General features: G+C 72.2%; 19 protein-coding genes. 13 read left to right on the top strand and 6 right to left on the bottom strand.

From position 1 onward, the window contains the following. Window positions 1–112: 112 nt before the first annotated feature. Entirely contained in the window at window positions 113–3,997 is a 3,885-nt protein-coding gene (locus DTB53_RS26825; protein WP_012378581.1) for a GH92 family glycosyl hydrolase, read from the top strand. Between the two features lie 62 nt (window positions 3,998–4,059). On the opposite strand, the gene DTB53_RS26820 is transcribed toward DTB53_RS26825, so the two are convergent. After that, window positions 4,060–4,692: a histidine phosphatase family protein gene (locus tag DTB53_RS26820; protein WP_012378582.1), complete on the bottom strand. Its 633-nt coding sequence runs from the start codon at window positions 4,690–4,692 to the stop codon at window positions 4,060–4,062. 97 nt (window positions 4,693–4,789) lie between these two features. Between DTB53_RS26820 and DTB53_RS26815 the strand changes: the two genes are divergently transcribed. Continuing rightward, the gene (locus DTB53_RS26815) at window positions 4,790–5,368 is read left to right on the top strand and encodes an FxLYD domain-containing protein (RefSeq protein WP_003965553.1); all 579 of its coding nucleotides are present in this window, start codon (window positions 4,790–4,792) and stop codon (window positions 5,366–5,368) included. An 87-nt stretch (window positions 5,369–5,455) separates the two neighbouring features. Here the strand turns inward: DTB53_RS26815 and acnA are convergent, their stop codons facing one another. The 3 genes from acnA to DTB53_RS26800 all read right to left on the bottom strand — a co-directional run bounded on the left by acnA (window position 5,456) and on the right by DTB53_RS26800 (window position 10,282). Next, the gene (gene acnA, locus DTB53_RS26810) at window positions 5,456–8,191 is read right to left on the bottom strand and encodes an aconitate hydratase AcnA (protein WP_003965554.1); all 2,736 of its coding nucleotides are present in this window, start codon (window positions 8,189–8,191) and stop codon (window positions 5,456–5,458) included. A 542-nt stretch (window positions 8,192–8,733) separates the two neighbouring features. After that, entirely contained in the window at window positions 8,734–9,651 is a 918-nt protein-coding gene (locus tag DTB53_RS26805; protein WP_012378583.1) for an aminoglycoside phosphotransferase family protein, read from the bottom strand. A 196-nt stretch (window positions 9,652–9,847) separates the two neighbouring features. Continuing rightward, window positions 9,848–10,282 carry a VOC family protein gene (locus tag DTB53_RS26800; RefSeq protein WP_012378584.1) on the bottom strand — a complete coding sequence of 145 codons (435 nt, stop codon included), beginning with the start codon at window positions 10,280–10,282 and terminating at the stop codon, window positions 9,848–9,850. Between the two features lie 246 nt (window positions 10,283–10,528). On the opposite strand from DTB53_RS26800, the gene DTB53_RS26795 reads away from it, so the two are divergent. The 10 genes from DTB53_RS26795 (at window position 10,529) to DTB53_RS26755 (ending at window position 20,459) form a co-directional block, all read left to right on the top strand. Then, window positions 10,529–10,981 (top strand): RidA family protein, encoded by a 453-nt coding sequence (locus DTB53_RS26795; RefSeq protein ID WP_042498244.1) that lies wholly within the window; start codon window positions 10,529–10,531, stop codon window positions 10,979–10,981. Between the two features lie 229 nt (window positions 10,982–11,210). Then, on the top strand, window positions 11,211–12,740 hold the full coding sequence (locus DTB53_RS26790; RefSeq protein ID WP_003965558.1) for a helix-turn-helix domain-containing protein: 1,530 nt from the start codon (window positions 11,211–11,213) through the stop codon (window positions 12,738–12,740). 837 nt (window positions 12,741–13,577) lie between these two features. Further along, complete coding sequence (locus DTB53_RS26785; RefSeq protein WP_003965559.1) at window positions 13,578–13,781, top strand: hypothetical protein; 204 nt, start codon at window positions 13,578–13,580, stop codon at window positions 13,779–13,781. A 291-nt stretch (window positions 13,782–14,072) separates the two neighbouring features. Continuing rightward, window positions 14,073–14,246, top strand: a complete 174-nt coding sequence (locus DTB53_RS36965) for a hypothetical protein (RefSeq protein WP_003965560.1) — start codon at window positions 14,073–14,075, stop codon at window positions 14,244–14,246. Window positions 14,247–14,316: 70 nt separating this feature from the next. Next, window positions 14,317–14,511 (top strand): hypothetical protein, encoded by a 195-nt coding sequence (locus DTB53_RS26780; protein ID WP_003965561.1) that lies wholly within the window; start codon window positions 14,317–14,319, stop codon window positions 14,509–14,511. A 57-nt stretch (window positions 14,512–14,568) separates the two neighbouring features. Beyond that, window positions 14,569–14,769: a hypothetical protein gene (locus DTB53_RS26775; RefSeq protein WP_003965562.1), complete on the top strand. Its 201-nt coding sequence runs from the start codon at window positions 14,569–14,571 to the stop codon at window positions 14,767–14,769. 542 nt (window positions 14,770–15,311) lie between these two features. Further along, a complete protein-coding gene (locus DTB53_RS26770) occupies window positions 15,312–17,153 on the top strand; it encodes an alpha/beta fold hydrolase (protein ID WP_042495855.1) in 1,842 nt (613 codons plus the stop codon). Beyond that, window positions 17,150–17,758 carry a hypothetical protein gene (locus tag DTB53_RS26765; protein ID WP_003965564.1) on the top strand — a complete coding sequence of 203 codons (609 nt, stop codon included), beginning with the start codon at window positions 17,150–17,152 and terminating at the stop codon, window positions 17,756–17,758. Before DTB53_RS26770 ends, DTB53_RS26765 begins: the two co-directional genes overlap by 4 nt. Beyond that, on the top strand, window positions 17,755–18,567 hold the full coding sequence (locus DTB53_RS26760; RefSeq protein ID WP_012378588.1) for a class I SAM-dependent methyltransferase: 813 nt from the start codon (window positions 17,755–17,757) through the stop codon (window positions 18,565–18,567). Before DTB53_RS26765 ends, DTB53_RS26760 begins: the two co-directional genes overlap by 4 nt. Then, window positions 18,564–20,459 (top strand): ABC transporter ATP-binding protein, encoded by a 1,896-nt coding sequence (locus DTB53_RS26755; RefSeq protein WP_012378589.1) that lies wholly within the window; start codon window positions 18,564–18,566, stop codon window positions 20,457–20,459. Before DTB53_RS26760 ends, DTB53_RS26755 begins: the two co-directional genes overlap by 4 nt. A gap of 396 nt (window positions 20,460–20,855) precedes the next feature. Here DTB53_RS26755 and DTB53_RS26750 read toward each other — a convergent pair whose 3' ends face one another. Continuing rightward, on the bottom strand, window positions 20,856–21,869 hold the full coding sequence (locus DTB53_RS26750) for a LuxR family transcriptional regulator (protein WP_030703682.1): 1,014 nt from the start codon (window positions 21,867–21,869) through the stop codon (window positions 20,856–20,858). 189 nt (window positions 21,870–22,058) lie between these two features. On the opposite strand from DTB53_RS26750, the gene DTB53_RS26745 reads away from it, so the two are divergent. Continuing rightward, on the top strand, window positions 22,059–23,912 hold the full coding sequence (locus DTB53_RS26745) for a hypothetical protein (protein ID WP_042495859.1): 1,854 nt from the start codon (window positions 22,059–22,061) through the stop codon (window positions 23,910–23,912). A 32-nt stretch (window positions 23,913–23,944) separates the two neighbouring features. On the opposite strand, the gene DTB53_RS26740 is transcribed toward DTB53_RS26745, so the two are convergent. Continuing rightward, entirely contained in the window at window positions 23,945–25,312 is a 1,368-nt protein-coding gene (locus tag DTB53_RS26740) for a tetratricopeptide repeat protein (protein ID WP_042495862.1), read from the bottom strand. Window positions 25,313–25,951: the final 639 nt, after the last annotated feature.

The raw sequence follows: 25,951 nt of genomic DNA, 5'->3' as shown, positions 1-25,951 counted from the left end.
GGGGCCTCGCGGCAACACCCTTGACACGTCCAGCCACTTGGCTCCCTACTGGACCTTGCATCCCACTATGACAACGTTGTCCAGGCATTTTCCCGGGGAGGAACGGCTCGGCATGCAGCCACCACGCGGCCTCAATCACGGATCCGACCAGGACCCTCACGCGGTCCCCCGCCCGGCTCCCCGCCGGAGACGGACCCCCACAGCGGCGGCCCTGGCGGCCTCCCTCGCCCTGGTGGTGATCGCCCCCGCGGTCGCCACCGCCCAGCCCTCCGCGCCGGACCGGAAGCCCTCCGGCGACCGGACGTTCAGCACCTCGTTCGAGGCGGACGAGAAGCAGCCGGACTGGCGCAACACCGTCGAGGAGGGCCCCGACGGCGAGAAGCGGTCCTCCGGCGTCGACGGGGGCTTCTCCTCCGGCATACCGGGCAACGTCACCGACCGGGTGACGGAGGTCCGCGCGAGCGCCGAGAACACCGCGGGCGGCGAGGTCAAGGAGAACCTCGTCGACGTCGAGCCGGGCTCCAAGTGGCTGACGTTCGCGAAGACCGGCTGGGTGGAGTTCGACCTGGACGAACCCGTCAAGGTCGTGACGTACGCGCTCACTTCGGCCAACGACCACGCGGAGCGCGACCCGAAGGACTGGACGCTCCAGGGCTCGGCGGACGGCAAGGAGTGGACCGACCTCGACACCCGCACCGGCGAGTCCTTCGCCAAGCGGCACGAGACGAAGACGTACGACTTCGCGAGCGAGACCGCCTACCCGCACCTCCGTCTGGAGATCACCGCGAACAACGGCGCGGACGCCCTCCAGCTCGCCGACGTTCAGTTCTCGAACGGTGACTCCTCGGCCCCGGTGCCCGAGGAGATGCGCAGCCAGCCCGACCGCGGCCCCTCCGGCTCCCCCACCGCGAAGTCGGGTGCGGGATTCACCGGAAAGAAGGCACTGCGTTACGCGGGCACGCACACGCCCGACGGACGCGCGTACTCGTACAACAAGATCTTCGACGTGAACACGGCCGTCACCAAGGACACCGAGCTGTCCTACCTCGTCTATCCGCAGATGGGCGAGACCGACCTGAACTATCCGGCCACGCACGTCGCGGTGGACCTGGCCTTCACCGACGGCACGTACCTGAGCGAGCTGAAGGCCACCGACAGCCACGGCGGGCTGCTGACCCCGCAGGGCCAGGCGGACGCCAAGCGCCTCTACGTGAACCAGTGGAACAAGGTCGCCGCCCGCCTCGGCACGGTCGCCGCGGGCAAGACGGTCGACCGGATCCTGGTGGCGTACGACTCCCCCAAGGGGAAGGCGAAGTTCCAGGGCTGGATCGACGACATCACGATCGCCCCGAAGAAGCCCGAGAAGCGCAAGGCGCACCTGTCGGACTACGCGCTGACGACCCGCGGCACCAACTCCAGCGGCGGCTTCTCGCGCGGCAACAACATTCCGGCCACGGCGGTCCCGCACGGCTTCAACTTCTGGACGCCGGTGACCAACGCCGGTTCGCTGAGCTGGCTGTACGACTACCACCGGGGCAACAACGCGGACAACCTCCCCACGTTCCAGGCCTTCGGCGCGAGCCATGAGCCGAGTCCGTGGATGGGCGACCGGCAGACGTTCCAGCTGATGCCCTCGACCGCGAGCGGCACCCCGGACGCCTCCCGCACCGCCCGCGCACTGCCCTTCCGGCACGAGAACGAGACGGCGAAGCCGCACTACTACGGCGTCACGTTCGAGAACGGCCTCAAGGCCGAGATGACGCCGACCGACCACGCGGCCCGGATGCGGTTCACCTATCCGGGCAAGGACGCCAGCCTGATCTTCGACAACGTGTCGAACGACGGCGGCATCACCCTGGACCCGAAGACCAGCTCGTTCTCGGGCTTCACGGACGTCAGGAGCGGCCTGTCCACCGGTGCGACCCGGATGTTCGTGTACGGCGTCTTCGACGCGCCGGTCACCGACAGCGGCAGGCTGAAGGGCGGCGGGGGCGACGACGTCACCGGGTTCTTCCGCTTCGACGCGGGCAAGGACCGCACGGTCAACCTGCGGCTGGCCACCTCGCTGATCGGCGTCGACCAGGCGAAGCAGAACCTGGCGATGGAGATCCCGGAGTCGGCCTCCTTCGACCGGGTGCAGCGCAGGGCGCAGGGCGCCTGGGACGACGTCCTCGGGACGGTCGAGGTCGAGGGCGCGAACGCCGACCAGCTGACGACGCTCTACTCCAGCCTCTACCGGCTCTACCTCTACCCGAACTCGGGCCACGAGAAGGTGAAGGGCAAGAACAGGTACGCCAGCCCCTTCTCCAAGGCGACCGGTGAGAACACCCCGACGCGGACGGGCGCGAAGATCGTCGACGGCGAGGTGTACGTCAACAACGGCTTCTGGGACACCTACCGCACGACCTGGCCCGCGTACTCCTTCTTCTCCCCGAAGAAGGCCGGCGAGCTGGTGGACGGCTTCGTCCAGCACTACAAGGACGGCGGCTGGACCTCGCGCTGGTCCTCCCCCGGCTACGCGGACCTGATGACCGGCACCAGCTCGGACGTGGCGTTCGCCGACGCGTACGTCAAGGGCGTGGAGTTCGACGCCGAGGCGGCCTACGACGCGGCGCTCAAGAACGCCACCGTGGCCCCGCCGTCCTCCGGCGTCGGCCGCAAGGGCCTGGAGACCTCGGTCTTCACGGGGTACGCCGACACGGCCACCCACGAGGGCCTGTCCTGGTCCCTGGAGGGCTACGTCAACGACTACGGCATCGCCCGCATGGGCCAGGAGCTGTACAGGAAGACGAAGAAGGCGCGGTACAAGGAGGAGTCCGAGTACTTCATGAACCGGGCGCAGAAGTACGTCAAGCTCTTCGACGGCAAGGCCGGGTTCTTCCAGGGCAAGAAGCCGAACGGCGACTGGCGCCTGCCCTCGGACCAGTACGACCCGCGCGTCTGGGGCTACGACTACACCGAGACCAACGGCTGGGGCTACGCCTTCACCGCCCCGCAGGACAGCCGGGGCCTGGCCAACCTGTACGGCGGCCGGGCCGGTCTGGGCAAGAAGCTGGACACGTACTTCTCGACGCCGGAGACGGCGGGCCCGGAGTTCGTCGGCAGCTACGGCGGGGTCATCCACGAGATGACCGAGGCACGGGACGTGCGGATGGGCCAGTACGGCCACAGCAACCAGGTCGCCCACCACGCCACGTACATGTACAACGCGGCCTCGCAGCCGTACAAGACGCAGGAGAAGGTCCGCGAGGTGCTGGGCCGCCTGTACGTCGGCAGCGAGATCGGGCAGGGCATCCACGGCGACGAGGACAACGGCGAGCAGTCGGCCTGGTTCCTCTTCTCCTCGCTCGGCTTCTACCCGCTGGTGATGGGCAGCGGGGAGTACGCGATCGGCTCGCCGCTCTTCAGAGAGGTCACCGTCCGCATGGACAACGGCCGCAAGCTGACCGTGAAGGCCCCGAAGAACAGCGACGAGAACATCTACGTGCAGGGCGTGAAGGTCAACGGCAAGAAGTGGACCTCCACGGCGCTCCCCCACGACGTGCTGGCCAAGGGCGGCACGCTGGAGTTCGCCATGGGCCCGAAGCCGTCGGCCTGGGGCACGGGCAAGGACGCCGCCCCGGTCTCGGTGCAGAAGGACGACCGGGTCCCCACGCCCAAGGGCGACGCGCTGAAGGGTGACGGCGCGCTGTTCGACGACACCTCGGCCACCTCGGCGACGGTGGAGTCGTCGGTGGAGCTGCCGGTGGCCTCGGCCACGAAGGGCGTCCAGTACACGCTGACCTCGGCGGCGGCGGACAAGGCCCCGCAGGGGTGGACGCTCCAGGGTTCGGCGGACGGCAGGGAGTGGAAGGACGTCGACCGCCGCTCGGGCCAGTCGTTCGCCTGGGACAGGCAGACCCGGGTGTTCTCGGTGGCGAAGCCCGGCTCGTACACGAAGTACCGGCTGGTGCTGACGGGTTCGGCGACGCTCGCGGAGGTGGAGCTGCTCTCCTGACCCGTACGTGATGGGCATCGGCGGCCGGTACCCCGGAGGGCGGGGTGCCGGCCGCCGGCGTGTCAGCGGTTCTCGCCGAGGCTGTCCAGAAGGCTTTCGGGCAGCGCGACGTTCAGGGCGGCGACGACCGGCCGGCCGTGTTCGGTGCCGAGCCGGGAGAGGGCGCCGGTGGCGAGCTGGAAGAGGCGCCCCTCGGCCGGGGTCAGACCGAGGTAGCGGGCGGTGAGGACGCGCAGGAAGTGCGAGTGCGCGACGAGCGCGATGTCCGCGCTCCCGATCCCGTCGGCGGCGGACCGGACGCCCGCGAGGACCTGGTCGGCCCGCTGCCCGATCTGGTCGGGGCTCTCACCGGGGTGCTCGTCGGAGCCGGGGTCCACGCCGTCGGTCCACAGGTTCCAGAAGGGCCGGGTGCGGCGGATCGCCGGGGTGGTGATGCCCTCGTAGCCGCCGTAGTCCCACTCCCGCAGCTCGGGGGTGACCCCGGGTGCGGGGAGTCCGGCCAGCTCGGCGGTGCGGCGGGCCCGGATCATCGGGCTGACGAGGGTGAGCCCGATGTTCCGGTCGGCCAGCAGCGGGACGAGCGCGCGGGCCTGGCGCTCCCCGGCGTCGGTGAGCGGCAGGTCGGTGTAGCTCGTGTGCTGTCCGGAACGGGACCATGCGGTCTCGCCGTGCCGGATGAGGATCAGCTCGCCCATGGGGTCCGTTCGCTTTCTGTACAGGTGGTGCGGTTGGGGCTGGTGGGGCCACGTACGGTAAGCCCCTCAGCTGATCACTTTCCCGTGGGGGGACCGTATGTCCGACACCTTTCCGCCTCCGCCGCCCGAACAGCCGCAGCCGGACCACCGGTCTCCCGCCGGTGCGCCACCGCTCTCACCGTGGGCTGCCCCCGCCCCGCCTCCGGGCAAGCAGCGCACCGGGCTGATCGTGACGCTCGCCGTGGGCGGTGGGCTGGTCGTTGCGGGAGCGATGGTGGCGCTCGTCTACGCGTTGATGGACTCGGTCTCGGACTCCATCGCGCTGCCGCCGCGGTCGGACGCGCCCTACGCGGAGCCGTACGAGGAGGAGCCGATGGAGCCCGCGGAGCCCGGGCCGCCCGCCGAGAAGGACGTCACGATAACGACGTGCACGCGCGACTCCTCCATCGGCTGGCCACACGCGGACCTGAAGATCGTGAACAGGTCCGGGAGTCCGGCGGCGTACATCGTGACCATCGCGTTCCTGGACGCGGACGGCGCCGTGGTGTCCGACGGCATCGCGACCACCGAGGAGATCGCCCCCGGCGCGTCGGTCGAGGTCAGGGCCCAGGGTTCCGGGGAGGTGGCCGCGGACACGGAGTGCCGGATCGGCACAGTCGACCGGCATCTGCTGTGACGGTCCGCCAGGGCTCTCGGCGGTACGCGGAAGGGCCGCACCCCGGGTTGCCCCGGGGTGCGGCCCTTCCTGCTCGGTCCGGTCCGTCTACTTGCGGATCAGGCTGCGGAGCACGTACTGCAGGATGCCGCCGTTGCGGTAGTAGTCCGCCTCGCCGGGGGTGTCGATGCGCACGACGCCGTCGAACTCCACACCGGTGTCGGTGGTGACCTTGACGGTGCGCGGGGTGGTGCCGTCGTTCAGCTCGGTGACGCCGGTGAAGGAGAAGGTCTCCTCGCCGGTGAGACCTAGGGTCTCGGCGGTCTGGCCCTCGGGGAACTGGAGCGGGAGGACGCCCATGCCGATGAGGTTCGAGCGGTGGATGCGCTCGTAGGACTCGGCGATGACGGCCTTGACGCCCAGGAGCGCGGTGCCCTTGGCGGCCCAGTCACGGGACGAGCCGGAGCCGTACTCCTTGCCCGCGAGGATCACGAGCGGGGTGCCGGCGGCCTGGTAGTTCTGCGAGGCGTCGTAGATGAACGACACCGGGGCCCCTCCGTCACCTTCGGCGGACCGGGTGAAGTCGCGGGTGTAGCCGCCCTCGGTGCCCGGCGCGATCTGGTTGCGCAGGCGGATGTTGGCGAACGTGCCGCGGATCATGACCTCGTGGTTCCCTCGGCGCGAGCCGTAGGAGTTGAAGTCACGGCGCTCGATGCCGTGCTCCGTGAGGTACTTGCCGGCCGGGGTGTCGGCCTTGATGGCGCCGGCCGGGGAGATGTGGTCGGTGGTGACCGAGTCGCCGAGCTTGGCGAGCACCCGGGCGCCGGTGATGTCCTCGACCGGGGTCGTCTCCATCGTCATGCCCTCGAAGTACGGGGGCTTGCGCACGTAGGTGGACTCGGAGTCCCACTCGAAGGTGTTGCCGGTCGGGATCGGCAGCGCCTGCCACTGGGCGTCGCCCGCGAAGACGTCCTGGTAGGACTTGTTGAACATGTCCTCGCCGATGGCGTTCGCCACGACGTCGTTGACCTCGGCCTCGGAGGGCCAGATGTCGGTCAGGTAGACCGGCTTGCCGTCCTGGTCGGTGCCGAGGGCGTCCTTGGTGATGTCGACCTTCATCGAACCGGCGATGGCGTACGCGACGACCAGCGGCGGGGACGCCAGGTAGTTCATCTTGACGTCGGGGTTGATCCGGCCCTCGAAGTTGCGGTTGCCGGAGAGCACCGAGGTGACCGCGAGGTCGTTCTCGTTGACCGCCTTGGAGACCTCGTCCGGCAGCGGGCCGGAGTTGCCGATGCAGGTGGTGCAGCCGTAGCCGACGAGGTTGAAGCCGACCTTGTCGAGGTACGGGGTCAGGCCCGCCTTGTCGAAGTAGTCGGTGACGACCTTCGAGCCCGGGGCGAGGGTGGTCTTGACCCACGGCTTGCGGGTCAGGCCCTTCTCGACCGCCTTCTTCGCCACGAGCGCGGCGGCGACCATGACGTAGGGGTTCGAGGTGTTGGTGCAGGAGGTGATCGCGGCGACGGTGACGGCGCCGTGGTCGATCTCGTACGTGGAGCCGTCGGGGGCCGTGACGGTGGTCGGGTTCGACGGGACGCCGTTGGAGACGGCCGGGGCGTCGGAGGCCGGGAAGGACTCCTTGCCCGCCTCGTCGACACCGGTGTCGGAGACGTAGTTGCGGACGTCCGAGGAGAACTGCTGCGCGGCGTTGGCCAGGACGATGCGGTCCTGCGGGCGCTTCGGGCCGGCGATGGAGGGGACGACCGTGGAGAGGTCGAGCTCCAGCTTCTCGGAGAAGTCCGGCTCGGCGGCCGGGTCCAGCCAGAGGCCCTGCTCCTTGGCGTACGCCTCGACGAGGGCGACCTGCTGGGCGTCGCGGCCGGTCAGGCGCAGGTAGTTCAGGGTCTCGCCGTCGATCGGGAAGATCGCGGCGGTGGAGCCGAACTCCGGCGACATGTTGCCGATGGTGGCGCGGTTGGCGAGCGAGGTGGCGGCGACGCCCTCACCGTAGAACTCGACGAACTTGCCGACGACGCCGTGCTTGCGGAGCATCTCGGTGATGGTCAGCACGAGGTCGGTGGCGGTGGTGCCGGCCGGGAGCTCGCCGGTCAGCTTGAAGCCGACGACGCGCGGGATGAGCATGGAGACCGGCTGGCCGAGCATCGCGGCCTCGGCCTCGATGCCGCCGACGCCCCAGCCCAGCACGCCGAGGCCGTTGACCATGGTGGTGTGCGAGTCGGTGCCGACGAGGGTGTCGGGGTACGCCTGGCCGCCCCGGACCATGACCGTACGCGCCAGGTGCTCGATGTTCACCTGGTGGACGATGCCGGTGCCCGGGGGGACGACCTTGAACTCGTCGAAGGCGGTCTGGCCCCAGCGCAGGAACTGGTAGCGCTCCTTGTTGCGGCCGTACTCCAGCTCGACGTTCTGGCCGAAGGCTTCCTTCGTGCCGAACTTGTCGGCGATGACGGAGTGGTCGATGACCAGCTCGGCCGGGGCCAGCGGGTTGATCTTCGCCGGGTCGCCGCCGAGCTCCTTGACGGCCTCACGCATGGTGGCGAGGTCCACGACGCACGGCACGCCGGTGAAGTCCTGCATGATCACGCGGGCCGGCGTGAACTGGATCTCCTGGCTGGGCTGCGCCTGGGAGTCCCAGCCACCGATGGCCCGGATGTGGTCGGCGGTGATGTTCGCGCCGTCCTCGGTACGGAGCAGGTTCTCCAGCAGGACCTTCAGGCTGTACGGGAGGCGCGCGGAGCCCTCTACCTTGTCCAGCTTGAAGATCTCGTACGACTCGTCGCCCACGCGCAGCGTGCTGCGGGCGTCGAAGCTGTTCGCCGACACGACAGTCTCCTTCTTCAATGTGCGCGTATCTCCGCGCCGCGCCTCATTGGAAGCCGGCGCCGCGTTTGCCGTACACGGTCCCGACCATCCGCTAAGGTAAGGATTAGTTAGGTAACCCTTACCGGGCGGCGGCTGTGGTGCGCCTCGGCAGATATCTCGATGTCGAGATAACTCTAGTACATAGCCGCCGCTCGGTCATGCCCAGGTGCCCCTCCACGCCGCCGGACGCCCGGTACGCCGCAGTCGCGAGCGGGCCCCGCCGGGTGGCGAGCGGCCCCGCCGGAGGAGTCCGGGCGGGGACGACGTCACCGGGCGCGAGCGGCCGACTTCGCCGGGGGGACACCGGGCCCCTGGATGACCGCCTACCCCGTACCGCCCGCGGCAGTAGTGGGCCGCTCGTCCACGTCCCCGCAACGGTGCCACTCCGCGTACGTCGGGATGCCGAGCATCGGGCCCCACAGGACCAGGGGGACGGAGGAGGTTCCGCGGCGTACTCCCGGGCCCCACAGGGCCAAGGAGACCCAGGAGGCTCCGCGGCGCGCTCAGGGACGAGGCGCCCGGACCACGCCCGTGCGCAGAACGCGGTCGAGTGCCGTCCGCCCCGCGGGGCCCCAGGTCGGCTTGCCGCCGGGAAGCCCCTGGTCCCCGTTCCGGCCCATGAGCATGAGGAACAGGCTTTTCATGGCGGCCAGCCCCCGGGCCCGCCGGATCATCGCCTCGTCCGCGCCCCCGTAGGCGTCGAAGAACCGTGCGTCGACGCCCTCGGGGAGGACGACCCACGCGGCGGCGAGGTCCCACGCCGGATCGCCGGCGAACAGGTCGCCGAAGTCGATCACGCCCGAGAGCGTCCCGTCCGACACGACGACGTTGGCCGGGTGGAGATCACCGTGCACCCACACCGGCGGCCCCTCCCACTCCGGGGCGGCGACAGCCTGGTCCCAGACGGCCCGGACGTCGTCGGCGACACCGTCGGGGACGACCGCGTCGAAGAGGTGGCCGAAGCCCTCCGTGTGCGCGCCGGGGTGGCCGCCGCGGTCCGAAGCGGCCGGCGCGTCGGCGGGCGCCCGGACGTGGAGGGCCCGGAGGAAGTCCGCCAGCGCGTCGGCGGCATGCTCGCCGCGGCTGATCGGAGTGCGGTCCAACGGCTCACCGGGGACCCACGTCATGACCGTCCAGGGCTTCGGGAACCGTTCGGACGGTTCGCCGGCCCGCACGGGGTTCGGGACGGGAAGCGACAGGCGGGGGGCCAGAACGGGCAGCCACCGGCGCTCCTTGCGCTGGAGTTCCGGGGCGCGCTCGGTACGGGGCATACGGACGACCAACTCGTCGCCCAGGCGCCACTGCTGGTTGTCCCATCCGCCCTCGACCTCGCGGACGGCCAGCCGCGCGAGGTCCGGATGCTGCTCCTGGAGCAGGCCGCGGACCAGGTCCGCCGTGATCTCGATCTCGAAGTCGGTCATGCGGAACCACGGTAGTGCGGCGGACCGCCGGACGGGCCCCAACCCCCGGCCCCGCCACGCGGGCCGGGGGTTGGGGGCGCTGCGACCGGAGGCCGGGGGCCGGAGGCGGCGGTCAGAGACCGGGCCCGGTCCGGGCGCCAGAAACCGAGGGCCGCGTGCCAGGAGCCAGAGGCCGGGAGCCGGGAGCCGGGGGGGGTCAGTCGAGACAGAACTCGTTGCCCTCGATGTCCTGCATGACGAGGCAGGACTCGTTCTCCTCGTCGGCGAGCAGCAGGCGCAGGCGCACCGCGCCGAGCGGTACCAGTCGCGCGCATTCGGCCTCCAGCGCGGCGAGGCGCTCCTCCCCCACGAGCCCGGTGCCGACCCGCACGCACAGGTGCACCCGGTTCTTGACGACCTTGCCTTCGGGAACGCGCTGGAAGTACATCCGCGGGCCCACACCCGAGGGGTCCTGGCAGACGAATCCCGCGTCGCGTTTCTCGGGCGGCAGCGAGAGGTCGTAGTCGCCCCACGTGGCGAACCCCTCCGGTGGCGGCGGAACGACGTACCCCAGCACCTCGCACCAGAAATACGCGACGCGCGAGGGCGACGCGCAGTCGAAGGTGATCTGTACCTGCCTGATCGGAGCCATCCGGCCACCGTAGCGGCGCACCGCTCGCCGGGCAGGTGGTTTTCGCCGCCGCCGAAGCCGCGGCAGCGGTAGGGGGCTTGGGCGCCGGATCGCCGATCGGCTGACGTCCCGCGCGCCGCGTTCCGCCCAAGTGGACGACGCGGGGCGCGTGTTCGGCCCAGCGGAAAAATGCGCGGGCGCACCGCGGAGCACGCTGCAAGGATGGAGGGCTCCAGGACCGACCTCAGCACCAGGAGACGCACCACCGTGACCCGCGCCAGCGCCGTTTCGCTGATCCGATCCCGCTCCCTCTCCGACGTGGCCGAGTACGCCTACGCGGCCACCGCGCCCGCCGGATCCCGGCTGATCTTCCTCGCCGGTTCGTGCCCGCTCGACGAGCACGGTGACACCGTGGCCGTGGGGGACTACGCGGGCCAGGCGGCAAAGGCCGTGGAGAACCTGCGGACGGCGCTCGCCGACGCGGGCGCTTCCGTCCAGGACGTCATCAGCACCCGGGTCCTCGTGGCGTCGGCCCGGCAGGAGGACCTCGTGACCGCGTGGGCGGTGGTCCGGGACTCCTTCGGCGACCACGACGTGCCCAGCACCCTGATGGGCGTCACCGTGCTCGGCTACGCGGACCAGCTCGTCGAGATCGAAGCCGTGGCCGCCGTCCTCGACACCCCGGCGTCCGGCGACCCGGCCCGCCTCCCGTCGGCGTAGCGGCAACGGCCCGCACCGTCCGCGCCCCCTCCGCGCCCCCTCACACCGAAGCGTGCGAGGGGGCGCGGTCGGCTGTGGCCGCTCGCTCGGACGGACGCGCGGGCCGCGCCCTTCGCTCCGGCGCGGGGCACGATGGGGAGAGGCCTGTACGCGGAGCCGGTACACACCCGTCACTCGAACGGCACACCCCCACAGCAGCCTCATCTCATATCTGAGATAACCTGCCGTCATGTCAGACGACTACCTCGTACGCATCGGCAAGCTCATCCGTGACGCCCGTCAGCACCGGGGCTGGACACAGACGCAGCTGGCCGAGGCGCTCGCCACCAGCCAGAGCGCCGTCAACCGCATCGAGCGCGGCAACCAGAACATCAGCCTTGAGATGATCGCCCGCATCGGTGAAGCCCTCGACAGCGAGATCGTGTCGCTCGGTTACGCCGGGCCCATGCATCTGCGGGTCGTCGGCGGCCGCCGGCTCTCCGGGGCCATCGACGTCAAGACCAGCAAGAACGCCTGCGTCGCACTGCTGTGCGCCTCGCTCCTCAACAAGGGGCGGACGGTGCTGCGCCGGGTGGCCCGGATCGAGGAGGTGTTCCGGCTCCTGGAGGTGCTGAACTCCATCGGGGTGCGCACCCGCTGGATCAACGACGGCGTGGACCTGGAGATCGTGCCGCCCGCGCAACTGGACCTGGCGGCGATCGACGCCGACGCCGCGCGCCGCACCCGCTCGATCATCATGTTCCTGGGTCCGCTGCTGCACCGGACGGAGCAGTTCACCCTGCCGTACGCGGGCGGCTGCGACCTGGGCACCCGCACGATCGAGCCGCACATGATCGCGCTGCGCCGGTTCGGCCTGGAGATCGCCGCGACGGAGGGCCTCTACCACGCACAGGTCGACCGCACCGTCGCCCCGGACCGCCCCATCGTGCTGACCGAGCGCGGCGACACGGTGACCGAGAACGCCCTGCTGGCGGCCGCCCGCCACGACGGCACGACGGTCATCCGCAACGCCTCGTCCAACTACATGGTCCAGGACCTGTGCTTCTTCCTGGAGGCCCTGGGCGTACGGGTCGACGGAGTCGGTACGACGACGCTCACCGTGCACGGGGTCCCGCAGATCGACGTGGACGTGGACTACTCCCCCTCCGAGGACCCGGTCGAGGCGATGAGCCTGCTGGCCGCCGCGGTGGTGACCGAGTCCGAACTCACCATCCGCCGGGTGCCGATCGAGTTCCTGGAGATCGAGCTCGCGGTCCTGGAGGAGATGGGCCTCGACTGCGACCGCACCCCGGAGTACGCGGCCGACAACGCGCGCACCCGCCTGGTGGACCTGACGGTGCGGCCCTCCAAGCTGGAGGCCCCGATCGACAAGATCCACCCGATGCCGTTCCCCGGCCTCAACATCGACAACGTCCCGTTCTTCGCGGCCATCGCCGCCGCCGCGCACGGCCAGACCCTGATCCACGACTGGGTCTACGACAACCGCGCGATCTACCTGACCGACCTCAACCGCCTCGGCGGACGCCTCCAACTCCTCGACCCCCACCGGGTCCTGGTCGAGGGCCCGACCCGCTGGCGCGCCGCGGAGATGATGTGCCCGCCCGCCCTGCGGCCCGCCGTGGTGGTGCTGCTGGCGATGATGGCGGCGGAAGGCACCTCCGTACTGCGCAACGTCTACGTGATCAACCGCGGTTACGAGGAACTGGCCGAGCGGCTGAACTCGGTGGGCGCGCAGATCGAGATCTTCCGGGACATCTAGCGCTCCGACCTGGAGGAGTTGCGGCAGATCGCGCGTCGGGGCGGTACCGGTTCGGTGCGGCACCCGGCGCGCGATGCTGCCGCCGCCCGCGTGACGGTCACGCCGTAGCGGCGTGACAGCAGTGGAATTACCACGGTGGCAATCGCCGCAGCGCCTTCGATCCGGTGGACAGTTGGGTCGGGTGCCGGGGAGTCAGGACGTGCCCAACCGTGGACGCCGTGGCCCACAGTGGCTCCGAACTTCCAGGTGAAGCAACCTCCGCGCTTGAGCGCCGCGTTGGCGTTGATGACATTCCGCCAGTCGCTGACAAGGTCTCGACCGGCCTGCCGGAAGCGGCGTCGCACTCGGTCGTGCTGGCCGGCAGTCCGGCGGGGTTCGAGCCTCCACCAGTGATCGCACCGACCGCGCTGGTCCGGCAGGGCAGGTCTGCCCGTTCGGGTCGACCGGAGCAGGTTCCGGTCCGGCAGCGTGCGCAGCAAGACGCTCCCGCCGTTTGACGTCACGTCCGGGCTCGCCGAGTACCCGTCAGCTGTTCGAGCTGCCGCCGAGATGGCCTCGCGAAGCGTCGGGGAAGCTCCGCCGATCGCGCTCAACACCACGCGTTCCAGGGCGGGTTAACGGACGCGGCACGCGCCGCATACCCCCTCGCCCGAACCCGCAGCATGTTGCGTCCGAGTCCGCATCCTCATGCCAGCTGAGTGGTCTTCCCTTTGCGTCGGGCGCTCGGCATCGTGTGGAGCGCATCACAGATCGTCTGTTCACGCGGGGGCCGGCTCCCGGGTGCGCTTGCGCGCGCCTGGATGGGCCCCGGTGACGGCTCATCGATGAAGGAGAGACATGCCCGAATTCAGACAACCCGGTTGGACCAGGGGCGTCGCCCCGCTCGACGAGAGCGCCGGTGGGCAGGTGTTCGGGGGCGCGTCCCCGGTCGCCGCGACCCCGGCCGTCGTGGCCACCGCGGGTGCCGTGGTGGTCGCCTTCGCGGCCGGCGTGGCCGCTCGCCATCTGGCCAATGGCGGCAACGTCGAACTGCCGATGTAGGCGGCGGCACCCCACCATCCGTATCCGCCGGGGAAGACGCCCGGCGCGCGGCCCGGACACCCGCCGTTCCCACCGGGGCGGCCCGTCCCACGCCCTCCTTTCGGAGCCGTGTCCCCGTCAGGGGCCGCCCGCGTCGGTTGCCGCGCCGAAAGCGGCTCCACGAGGCGAAGGCCGTCCGCCGACAGGGCACGCGGCCGACGGCATGCGGCGCCCGCACCCGTGGGTCCGTCCCGTCGGCGTCGTCCGCCCATGGCGTCACCCCACCGGCCGCCCACCAGCGAGGAGAAGTCCTTGAACACCGCTTCGATACCGGCCGTTCTCTCCGAGACCGGTGCCCTGTCCGAGTCCGACCACGGCCGGGCGCTGCTCGACACCGTTCCGGTCGCCTCCGTCACGTTCACCATGACGGCATGCGTCGAGGTCTCGGTCTGCCTCACCGGAAGCGTCATTCAGCTCCCGCAGTAGCCCGACGGGCCGCCCTCGCGGGTGGCCCCGCATCTCACCCGTACCGACATCTCACCCGTAGGAGAGTTTCATGAACAAGTCCTCCGCTCCGGCCGTCCTGACCGCGACCGGTGCCCTCACCGAGTCCGACGCCGGCGTGACGCTGCCGACCCTCGCGCCGGTCGCCGCGACCCCGGTGGCCATCGCGGCGACCATGGGAGTCGCGTTCGTCGCCGGTTACGCGGCCGGCCGCGCGGCGACGGGCAACGTCGAACTCCCGATGTAGGCGCGCGTCCCCCTGCACCGGACCGTTTCGTTCCATCACTCCAGTGAGGAGAGCCCCATGAGCATGTCTCCGACTCCGGCCGCCCTGCGCGGCGCCGGCGGTCTGTCCGAGTCCGACCCCGGCCGGGCGCTGTCGTCCCTCGCGCCGGTCACCGCGACCCCCGGGGTCGTGGCCGGCGTGGCCCTCGGCGTCGCCTTGGTGAACGCCTTCGCCGCCGGTTACAACCACTGCGGCGGCAACGTCGAGCTCCCGATGTGAGCTCCTCACGCCGTCCCCGTCACCGGTGGGGGAACCCTCTGATCGCGGTGACGTCCCAGGGGGCGGTGGGCCGCAACGGCGGCCCGGGCGCCGGGCGGTAGGTCCGTCGCCCCGGCTCCGGCACGGGGAGCCGCGGCCACCGTGCCGGGGCCGGCCGGGAGCGACGGTGCGCGGGTGGCGTGGGGACGAGCGCCTCCAGGGCGGTCGCCCGCCCATGCCACCCCGCCCGGACTCGCGGCCCGGCCCCGGCACGAACGGCCCCGCCCGGCACGAGCCCGGCCCGGCGGGAGCCCGTCCCGCACGCCCCGTCGCGCCCCCGGGCAGCACCCCGCCGGGCCCGTGGGACCCCGTACCGGCCCGAGCGCTGCCCGCTCCCTCCGCCTCGTCCCCAAAAGCCCCCCGCCTCGTTCGTCCCCAGCACGGAAGGCCCGTCCATGCCCTCACGCCTTACCAGACCGAGTGGACCCAGCAGGCTGCGGCCGACGCTGCGCGCTGTCCTGTCCGCCCTGCAAGGCCCCGTCCCGCTCTCCCGCGAGCAAGCCATGGGCGCAACCGAGCGACTGGCCGCGACGACGTCCCTGCTGTCCAGCGTCGAGCACCTCGCGCGCCGCCGGGATCACCGGTCGAGCCGGATGAACGATTGGGCCATCTCCCGTGACGCGTACGCCCGTTACGGCAGGCCCTTCCGCAAGCTGCTGGACCTGGCCTCCGACGAGCGGACCAACCGGGCGCTGCACGTCGGGCGGGTGGCCGCGAGCGCTGCCCTCATGCTGCCCGGCAACGGCCGGTGGCGCGGGGCCGCCACCCTCTACCTCGGCGTCAGCGGGGCGTTGCTCTACCCGGGCGAGCGCTACGGCACCGACGGCTCCGACCAGGCGTCCACCATGGTGCAGACCGTGACCGGGCTGGCCAGGCTCGCCCCCTCGTCCCGCACTCAGGACGCCCTGATCTGGTACGTCGCGCTCCAGGGGAACCTGTCCTACCTGATCTCCGGCTGGGTCAAGCTGCTCGGTCCCGACTGGCGGTCGGGGGCCGCGCTGGCGGGGGTGATGCGGACCAGGACGTACGGGCACGAGGGGATCTGGAAGCTGGTCCACCACCACCCGCGCACGACCCGCGCCCTCGTCTACGGAGTGCTGAGCCTGGAGTGCCTGTTCCCGGTGCTCTACCTGAAGGGCGGCCGGCTGACCCGCCCGGTGCTGAGCGGCGCCGTCCTCTTCCACGTGGCCAACGGCTACGTCATGGGCCTCGGCAGGTTCCTCCCGGCCTTCGCCGCGATGCACCCGATGGTCGCCTACACCAGTACGCCGCGCAGCCACCCCGCGGTGGCGGGCCGCGACGACACCATGCCGGCCGCGGTGGCCCTGCTGGCGGCGGGCGGCGCGGCCGTGCTGGGGACGATCGCGGTGGCCCGGCGGCTGCGCGTCACCGACGCCCCGCACGGCGGCACCGTCGTCACCACCCGGCACGGCAACGAACTGAGCGTGCAGAGCACCCTCGACCGCCGGAGTGCGGACCCGGTGGTGGTCTTCGTCCACGGGCTGGGCGCCTGCCCCGCGTACTTCGCCTGGATCGCCCGCGCCCTCGTCGGCGGGGACCGGCAGTGGCTGATGTACAACAGGGCCGGCTACGGCCCCAGCCGGCGCCGCGCGGACGGGGAGTACACGCTGGAGGAGTCGGTCGACGACCTGGTCGACCTGATCGGCGCGGCGGTCCCGGAGGGGCGTCAAGTGGTGCTGATGGGCCACTCCCTGGGCGGCGAGATCTCCCGCCGCGCGGCGGTCAGGCTGGGCTCCCGGGTGAACTCCGTCGTGTACGTCGACAGTTCGCATCCCGGACAGCTCAACCGGTCGGCGCAGCAGGGCGCCACCGCCCCGCGGATCGGGGAGGGCCTGCGCACCATGGCCATCAGCCTGCGGCTGGGTTTCGGGGTGCTGATGCGGGCGCCCGAGCCGGTCGCCAACCTGCCCGAACAGGTGCGGGACAAGGTCAGGACGGAGTTCGCGGACTCCCGCGTGTGGACGGCCGCGGTGCGTGAGTGGAAGGCCGTCGAGCGGGACTTCCCCTCCTTCACCGGGCCGCTCGACGCCCTGGACACCCATGCCCTGGTGCTCTCCGCCCAGCGGACCGTGGACCGCGACCCCGACCACCTGCTGATGCACAAGGACCTCGCGGACGCCCACACCGAGGGCCGGACCGTCCGCAACGTCGTCATCGAGAGCGCCGACCACGACGGCATCCTCACGGACCCCCAGTACGCCGCCGAGACGCTCCGCCACCTGCTGGCCTTCCTGGCCGACACCGCCGGGCGGGAACCGGAGTCCCGGCTCCTGAACGGTGCGCAGCCGTCCGGCCTGTCCACCGCGTCCGAGGAGGACCGATGAGCACACCCCGTCTCCCGACCGCCACGGGTTCGCTGCTGAACCGCGCCTTCGGCGGCGCGGACGGCAAGGTCCGCCTCGTGGCCGGCGTCGTCTTCCTCGGCGCCGTCTGCTGCCAGCACCCGCACCCGTCCTTCGACCGGGTCCAGCGGCTCGACCCGCTCTCCAGCATCTTCCCCAACTGGCGCTTCTTCGCCCCGACTCCGGCCCAGCACGACTTCCAGTTCTACTACCGCACCCTCGACGAGGCGGGCGAGACCTCCGACTGGTCCGCGCTGGAGGTCATCCAGGGCCGCCGCGCCCGCCAGTTCGTCTGGTTCCCCGAACGGCGTGCCGAGAAGGCGGTGTACGACCTGGGCAGCGAGATCCTGCGCGTCCTCGACCGCGGGTTCGAGGTGGCCGCGACCCTGCCGTCCTTCCGGATCCTGCGCACGTTCTTCCGCGAGGAGATCGAGCGGTCCGGCACGCCGGACGTCAAGGGCTTCCAGTTCGCCCTGGTCCAGGAATCGGGCTACGACAAGGCCGAGGAGCCCGAGATCATCTTCCTCTCCCCCTACACACCGATGCGCGAGACCGCGGCACCGGTGCGAGAAAGCGAGACCGTATGAGCACCGCCGCCCCCTCCTCGACCCCCGTGGCCACCGCTCCCGAGGTCCAGGACATCGGCTACGGAAGGGTGTTCGCCGACTTCTACGACCGTCTGCTGCCCCACGACGGCTCCGCAGAACGCACCGCCGAGGTCCTCGCCTCCTGGCACCCCGGCGGAGGCACCCTCGAACTCGGCGTGGGCACCGGACGCGTCGCCGTCCCGCTCTCCCGGCTCTCCGGCGAGGTCGTCGGCGTGGACTCGTCGCCGGAGATGCTCCAGCGGCTGTGCGAAACGGTCGACGCCACCGGCGCCCCGGTCACCCCGGTGCACGGCGACATCCGCACCTACGCCGACGACGCCCGGTACGGGTTGGTCTACTGCATCTGCGCCACCCTCTCGCTGATCTGCGACCCCGCGGAGCAGCGGACGGCCGTCGCGCGCGCGGCCCGGCACCTGGCTCCCGGCGGCACCCTCGTCGTGGAGACCCACAACCCCGGCTTCGTGACCGCCCTGCACGAGGGGCTGGCCCGCACCTCCTTCTTCATTCCCTACGCCGAACCGGGCACCGGCGTGCAGACCTACTCCACCCTGATCCCCGGCGGGCTCTGGCACGCCTCGCACCTGGTGCACGAGGGCGGGCGGGTGAGCATCGGCACCGAGGTCACCCGGCTCACCACCGCCGAGGACGTCGACTCGTACGCGGCCGAAGCCGGTCTCGTCCTGGTGTCCCGGCAGGGCGACTGGGCGGGCAGCCCGTTCGTGCCCGAGGGGAGCGGCGTCCACATCAGCCGCTACCGCCGCCCCGCCTCCGGTGAGGAGCGGTCATGACGGCCGCCGCGGCGGCGTCCGGCGGCGCCGTACGGAACCTGACCCGCAAGCAGTGGCGGTTGCTCCTCGGGGGCACCGCGCTCGGGCTGGTGGGCGTGGTGTGCACCCTGGCGCAGCCGGTGCTGCTGGGCGACCTGATCAGGGCCGCGGGGGACAACCGCCCGGTGGTCGGGATCGTCGTGGCGCTGGTCGTGCTGTTCCTGCTGGACGCCGTGCTCTCGGCCGCACAGGGCTGTCTCATCGGCCGGGCGGGCGAGAACATCGTCCGTGACGCCCGGGTCCTGCTCTCGGGCAAGGTGCTCCGGGCCGACCGCGCGCACCTCGACACCCGGCGCCAGGGCGACCTGCACACCCGGCTGGTCTCCGACACCTCCCTGATGAAGATCGCGCTCACCCAGAGCCTCGCCCAGATCGTCCTCAACGGGCTGATCGTGGTCGGCGCCGTGGTGATGATGGCGTTCACCGATGTCTGGCTGCTCCTGATCGCCGTCGGATGCCTCGGTGTCGCCGGGACCGGGTCGGTGTGGCTGGCCCGCGCGCTGCGCCGGGCCGCCCTGGCCAACCGGGAGGACATCGGTGACTTCGGCGCCGACCTGCAACGCGTGCTCACCGCCCTGACGACGGTGAAGGCCGCCAACGCGGAGGGCCGTGAGCAGCTCCGCCTGGCGGGGTCCGCGGACCGCGCCCGTACCTCCGGCAACCGGGTCACCGTGCTGAACGCCCTGTTCACGCCCGCGCTGAATGTCGGTCTCCAGGCGTCGCTCGCCGCCGTGATGGGCATCGGCATGGCCCGCGTCGTCAGCGGCTCCATCAGCCTGGCCGACTTCTCGGCGTTCACGATGTACCTGTTCTACCTGGTGTCGCCGCTGGTGCTGGTCTTCCTCTCGATCGGCACCTACCTCCAGGGCCGGGCGGCCGTCGAGCGCGTGGACGAACTCGACACCCTGCCGCAGGAGGACGAGCACCCGGCCGGCACCGCGGACCCGGCCGACGGCCGGACCGGCACACCTGCCGGCGCCCCGGCCGTCCTTCCGGCCCCGCCCGGCGGTCACCACGCGGTGGAGTTCCGCGACGTCTCCTTCGGCTACGGCGACCGCCCGGTGCTGGAGGGCGTTTCGTTCACCGTCCCCGCCCACGGGCTCACCGCCGTGGTGGGCGCCTCCGGCGCGGGCAAGACCACGGTCTTCCAGCTCATCGAGCGGTTCTACCGGCCCCGGGGCGGCGCGATCCTCCTCGACGGAAGGGACATCGCCCACCTCCCGTCCGCCGAGATCCGCGGCCGCGTCGGCTACGTCCAGCAGGACAACGCAGCGATGCGCGGAACCCTCCGCGAGAACATCGTGTACGCCGCGCCCGACGCCACCGAGGCGGAGATCGCCGAGGCCGTCGAACTCGCCGGTCTCACCGAGGTGCTGGCGGAGCTGCCGGACGGCCTCGAAACCCTCCTCGGCGACCAGGGCACAGGACTCTCCGGCGGGCAACGGCAACGGCTTTGCGTGGCACGGGCGTTGCTCCAGAAGCCGGACGTGATGCTGCTCGACGAGGCCACCGCGCACCTGGACTCCGACGCCGAGGCGGCGCTGCGCGACAGCCTGCGCGGCATCGCCGAGCGGTGCGCCGTCGTCGCCATCGCCCACCGGATCTCCACGGTGGCCGAGGCCGACCGGATCGTGGTCCTGGACGAGGGCCGGGTGCGCGCCGTGGGTACGCACACCGAGCTCCTCCGCACCGACGCGCTCTACCGGCGGCTGGCCGCCACCCAGTTCGCCGACGGCCCCCTCGGCGGACGTTCCGCGCCGGACCCCGTACCGGACGGGGACCGGGGCGCGGCGCCGGGCTCCGGCCCGGTGTCCGAGCCGGTCCCGGCCGCCCTGCCGGGAGCCGTCCGGTGAGGACGGCGGGCGCGGCGGGCCCGCCGGTCGTGGGCAGCGCGGCGAGCACGGCGGTCGTGGGCAGCGCGGCGAGCACGGCGGTCGTGGGCGGCGGGGCGAACGGGCCTGCTCGCCCCGCCGGGGGACCCTGCCGCCCGGCGAGACCCGGTGACTGTCGCGGTACCGGTGCGGCCCGGCCGCGGGCGAGGCGGAGTTCCCGCTCTCCGGCCGACCGACCCCCCGGCCGGACGGAGACCGGCGGGCCGGAGGCCCCTCGGACGGAGACCGGCCGGCCGCTGCCCGCGCTCGGCCCGGTCGGCGCGGGGACACCGGTCGGCGCGGGGACCCCGGCCGCATGACGACGTGGCCCGCGCACCGGTGCCGCCCGGCACCGGTGCGCGGGCCACGGGCCCGAGGTCACACCCAGCCGCGTTCGCGGGCCAGCAGCGCCGCCTGGGCCCTGCTGCGCGCGCCCAGCAGGGCCAGCAGATCGGAGACATGGCGCCGGTAGGTGCGCAGCGACATGCCCGCGGCCCGGGCGCCCGCCTCGTCCTTGGTGGCGGTGCACATGAGGAGCAGCACCGTGCGCTGGGTCCCGGTGGGGCTGTCGGTGTCCGGCTCCGGAGCGGGAGGGTCGGCGAGGTCCGTCCCGGCCGCCCACAACCGTTCGAAGAGGGTGACGAGACTGCTCACCGGGCCGCTCTCCTCGATCCACAGCACGCCCCGGTCGATGTCGTGCGCGTCGACGGGGACCAGCGCGGTGCGCCGGTCGTAGACCAGCACCAGTTCCGAGAGCCCCTCCGCGACCCTGACCTCCGCACCGTGCGAGCGCAGCCGCCGGAGGTCGTCCGCCCCGGTCCGGGGCGCCGGAGCCTCGCTCCCCACCAGGGTCCGCACCCGGACGCCGCGCCGCAGGCAGCGCAGGCCGAGGGAGAGCGTGTGGGCCGTGCCCAGCGGCACCAGGGCCCGGTTGGGCACCGCCGCCAGGATCTCGGCGTCGGCGTGGAAGGCCGCCCGGTCGATCCGGGCGAGGACCTGCCCCAGGTCGTCCAGGCGGTCGAAGGCGATCGCGGAGCCCGCGTCGACGCCCCCGCCGCCCGCCGAGGAGGGGCCGGGCACGTCCCGCCACAGGGAGCGCAGGATCGGCCGCGGGTCGGCGAGGCGGCGCAGCGTCCGGTAGGCGGCGTCCAGCTGCTCCTCCGCCAGCCGGGCCACCACGACCCCCGGGTCCGTGGCCCAGGTCCGCGCCTCGCTCCCGTGCAGCAGCCCCTGGTCGCGCAGCCGCGCCGCGGCCCGGTGCACGCCCTCCCCGTCCATCGGCGCGGCGGTGCCCGCGTCCCGGACGGCGGCGCCAGGATTCCGCAGGAAATACCGGTACACCGCTTCCTCGGTGCTGCTCAGACCGAGTGGCGACATCGTATAGGTCCCCATGGCCCTTCCCTTGAACATGTCCGGCGGAACGACGAAGCCCAAGTCTGCCCGGGGAGACGGGGCGTGAGGGTCTCACCGAAGTCTCACGACCCGCTGGTACCACGGAAGTTCAGGATGGTGCGACCACTTGTACGAATGGCCTTCGATCGCTAGGAAGGAGCCCGCGCACCGAAGTGATCTGGAGGTCCGATGGCCGAGGCACCCGCAGCCGCACCGGCGGTACGAGCCACGCCCGACTCCTTGCGGGAGGTGGTGGCAAGCCGCGGCCTGGCCAATCTCACCGGCCCGCTCGGCAGCGGGAAGTCCCGGTTGGCCGCCGGACTCGGGCCCGTCTCCCTCCTCGACCTCGACCGGCCCGGCGCCCTGGACCGGCTGCCGACCGCGCTCTTTGAGCGCACCCGGGCTCCGCTGGTCGTGGACAGCGCCGACGGCGACCACGCCCTGGCCGCGCTGGAGCCGCTGCGGCTGCGCCCGCCGGGAAGCGGCAGGCCCGTCCTCGTGGTCAGCAGGCGCTCCTTACTGGCCCGGCCGGGGTGGGCCGACACGGGGGTCGCGGTCGTGGAGACCGGCCCGTGGCCGGACGCGCGGATCGGGCGTCTGGCCACGGAGGCGCGGGTGACCGACGCGCGGTGCCGCGAACTGGTCGTCCGGCTCGCCGCGGGCAACCCGCTGATCGCCGACGCTGCCTGCCGGGCCGTCCACGCGGGTGCGCCGCCGACCGCGGCCGGGGCGGTGGCGGACGGCGCCGCCCGGGAGATCGTGGAGCGGCTCTCCCGGGAGCGGCCCGCCGGGCCGTGGCAGCAGGCCCTGGTCCGGCTGGCCACGGTGTGGGCGGCGGACGAGGAACTGCTCGACGCCGACCCGGACCTGTTCGACACCCTGGCCGGGCTCAGCCCGGTCGTCCCCACCGAACTCGGGTTGACCCTCGCCGAGCCCTTCCGGGGGGTCATCGACCTGGCCCACCGCTGGCGTCGGCCCGCCGCGCACCGCGGCGCGTGGGCCGGCGCGCTGGCCCACCGCAAGAAGCTGCTGGCCGACGAACCCGCCCCCGACCGCCGTAGCCGCCTCACCGAGGGGATCATCGCCCTCGCCGACGACGAGGCCGTCCGCGAGACCATGTTCCCCATCAGCGTGACCCGGGACGTGATCCACACAGCCACCCCGGACGACGCCGACGCCATCGGCACCCTGATGCGCCAGTGGGCCCGGCACGGCGGCCTGGACACGCGCTGGACCGACCGCCTGGTGGAACGCTGGCTCGTCGACGACCCCGCCAGCTTCCAGTTGATCCGCGACGGCGGGGACCGGATCATCGGCCTGACGAACACCCAGCAGGTCACCGAACGCACCGTGAACTCTGTGGAACCCCTGCTCCAGCAGCACACGGACCGGCTGCTCGGCCGCCCGCGCGGCACCGGGGGGTGGCTGCTCGGCGCGGCCTACTGCCCCGACCGGGGCGCCCACGCGCACCTGCTGCGCGGCCTGCTGCGCCAGGTCATCACCGGCGGTCTGCTGCTGACGGTGTCCACCCCGAACCCGGACTACCAGCGGCTCCTGCGCGGGTTGCGCTTCCAGCGTCACGGCACCACCACCGACGACGTCTACCGCTGCGGTCGCAAGCCCGAGATCTTCAGCCAGGACTTCGGCTCCGCGGCGCTGCCCGACTGGACGGAGCGGCTCGCCCGCACCTCGGGGATGCGCGGCGGCCCGCGTCCGACCGGCCAGGAGGTGGCGCGTGCCCTCGCCGACATCGCCGACCCGGCCCGGCTGGCCGAGAGCCCGCTGCTCTCCTCGCCGCGCCCCCGGACGGTGGCGGAACTGCGCACGGACCTGTGGGAGGCGGTGCGGCGACTGACGGACAGCGAGGTGCGGGAGGAGGCCGAGGCCGGGTGGATTCTCCAGCACTACTACCTCGGACGGCCGCGGACCCACCAGCGGCTCGCCCAGCAGCTCCACATCAGCCGGGCCACCTACTTCCGGCGGCTCCGGCACGGCCTGGACCTGGTGGGTCTCGGACTGGCGACGGAACAGAGCGTTCCCTGAGGGGCAGCCCGGGCAGGCCCAGCGGAGCGGCGTCAGAACGGCGGGGCGTCAAAACGGTCACCGTCCCAGGGATCGTCGGTGACGGGTTCGGGGTCCGGCCGGTTCCGGAGGACCCGTACGGCGTCTTCGACACGGCCGAGGTCGATGAGGCGCTCGGCCAGGACGGAACCGTTGGACGCGGGGTGCTGTTCGAGGACGGCGACGGCCTCCTCGGCCCGGCCCGCCTCGGCCAGCAGGTCGGAGAGGGACCAGGCCGCGTACCAGGAGGCGCCCTCGTGGTGCGCGCCCGCCAGTTCGATCGCCTCGTCGAGCAGGCCGCAGTCGGCCAGCAGGGGAAGCCGCATCCGGAAGAAGTCCCACTCCTCCTGTCCACCGCGGCGTTCCTTGAGGGCGTCGAGGTGGGCCAGACCCTCCCGGGCACGGCCGTGTTCGGCGTACAGGGTGCACAGCGCGTCGACGACCCAGTCCTCCGCCCCGCCCGGGGAGTCCACCTGCGCGCGCAATCCCGCGATCGCCTCGTCGGCCCGGCCGTGGCGGGACAGCAGCCCGGCCAGCAGCACGGGATCGTGGTAGCGGCGGTTCGAACCGGCCTTCTCCTGCCGGTAGACGGCGATCGCGCCCTCCAGGTCGCCGCGCTCCTCCAGCACTTCGGCCAGGCGCTGCGCGGCGTGCCCGTGTACGTCGGAGGCCGCGTACGCCCGCAGTTCCTCGATCCGGCCGTGTCGGGCCAGCAGCTCCGCGAGCTGGTCCCGGCCGTTGACGGAGGTGCCGTTCCGGGCGCGCAGCAGGGCGATCGCCTCGTCGACGCGGCCCTGGCGCTCACGGATCCGGGCGAGCAGACCGAGTGCGGTGTCGGGGTCCAGACCGCTGCGGCAGCACCACGGGGTGTCGCAGCGGTGGTCGGCCGGTATCCAGGCGCTCAGCAGCTCGGCGGCCTCCGCGTCCCGGCCGGCCGCTTCGGCGACGTCCACCAGCGCGTCGGCGAGGAACCAGTCCTCGACTCCCGGGCTCAGCAGGTCGAAGGCTTCGGCGCCGTGGTCGTGGCGGGCCATGAGGCGGCCCACGAAGTCGAGCGCCATCCGGTCACCGGCCCGCGCGTAGGGGCGCGTCAGCGCGATCGCCTCCAGCGCCCGCCCCCGGCCTTCCAGCAGTTCTGCCTGCACCCGGGCAGCCGGCCACCAGCCCGTGGCGACGTACGGGGCGAGGACGTCCCGGGCACGGTCGTGCCGGCCCCGCTCGCCGAGGAGCCGGGCCCACGCCCGGGCGCAGAACCATTCGCCCCGGCCTGCCAGGGACTCCACGTCCTGTTCATGACCGAGCCCAAGGAGCCGGTCGGCCAACTGCGGCGGGATACAGCCGGACAGGGTCCGGACCTGGCGGTCGAGATCAGCAACGTCCACGCCACGGCACCTTAGCGAACGGCGGTGACGTCTCTCCGTGGCGACCTCCGCACGTCGATCGCGCGACAGAGACGGCCGAAACGCGACGTGTTGGCGATGTCCACAGAAGTACGCCATGTGGACGATCGGCTCGCGGTATACGCTTCCGGAGAAGGTGCCCGCCTCGCATGCGGCAGGTGAAGAAAAGGGGGAGGCCCGCCATCGGCGCGCAGGTCATCGCCGGGATCGCCGCCCGGGTGATCCGAAACCCGCCGTGCTCACACTGACCCGTGATGGCACCGTCAAAAACCTCGACTTCGGCATCGGCATCGGCATCGGCCCGATCGGACTCGGCTCCCGGAGCGCAGCCCAGCCGCACCCGTGCCCGTACCTCGCAGGGAGCCGCATCCGCCCAACGCCATGGGCGTCTTCGGTATCCGTGCGAGAACCCGTTCCGCGCCGCACCGAGCGGCCAACCAGCCACCATCCGCCACCAGGAGCCCCGTGCGGTACGCAGAGGAAGAGGACACGCGCACGGCACAGACCGCGGTCGTCGGCCGGGCCGGGTCTCGGACCGCCCGGCGTTCCCGCCGTTCGCCCGTGATGACTTCGACCGGTTCACGCGGGGCCGGACGCGCGACCACTTCTTCGTGCGGTGTC

The organism is Streptomyces griseus (assembly GCF_900460065.1).
Taxonomy (GTDB): Bacteria; Actinomycetota; Actinomycetes; order Streptomycetales; family Streptomycetaceae; genus Streptomyces; species Streptomyces griseus.
Note: the sequence above shows the minus strand (reverse complement) of the source record. Positions and strands in the feature narration are given on the sequence as shown.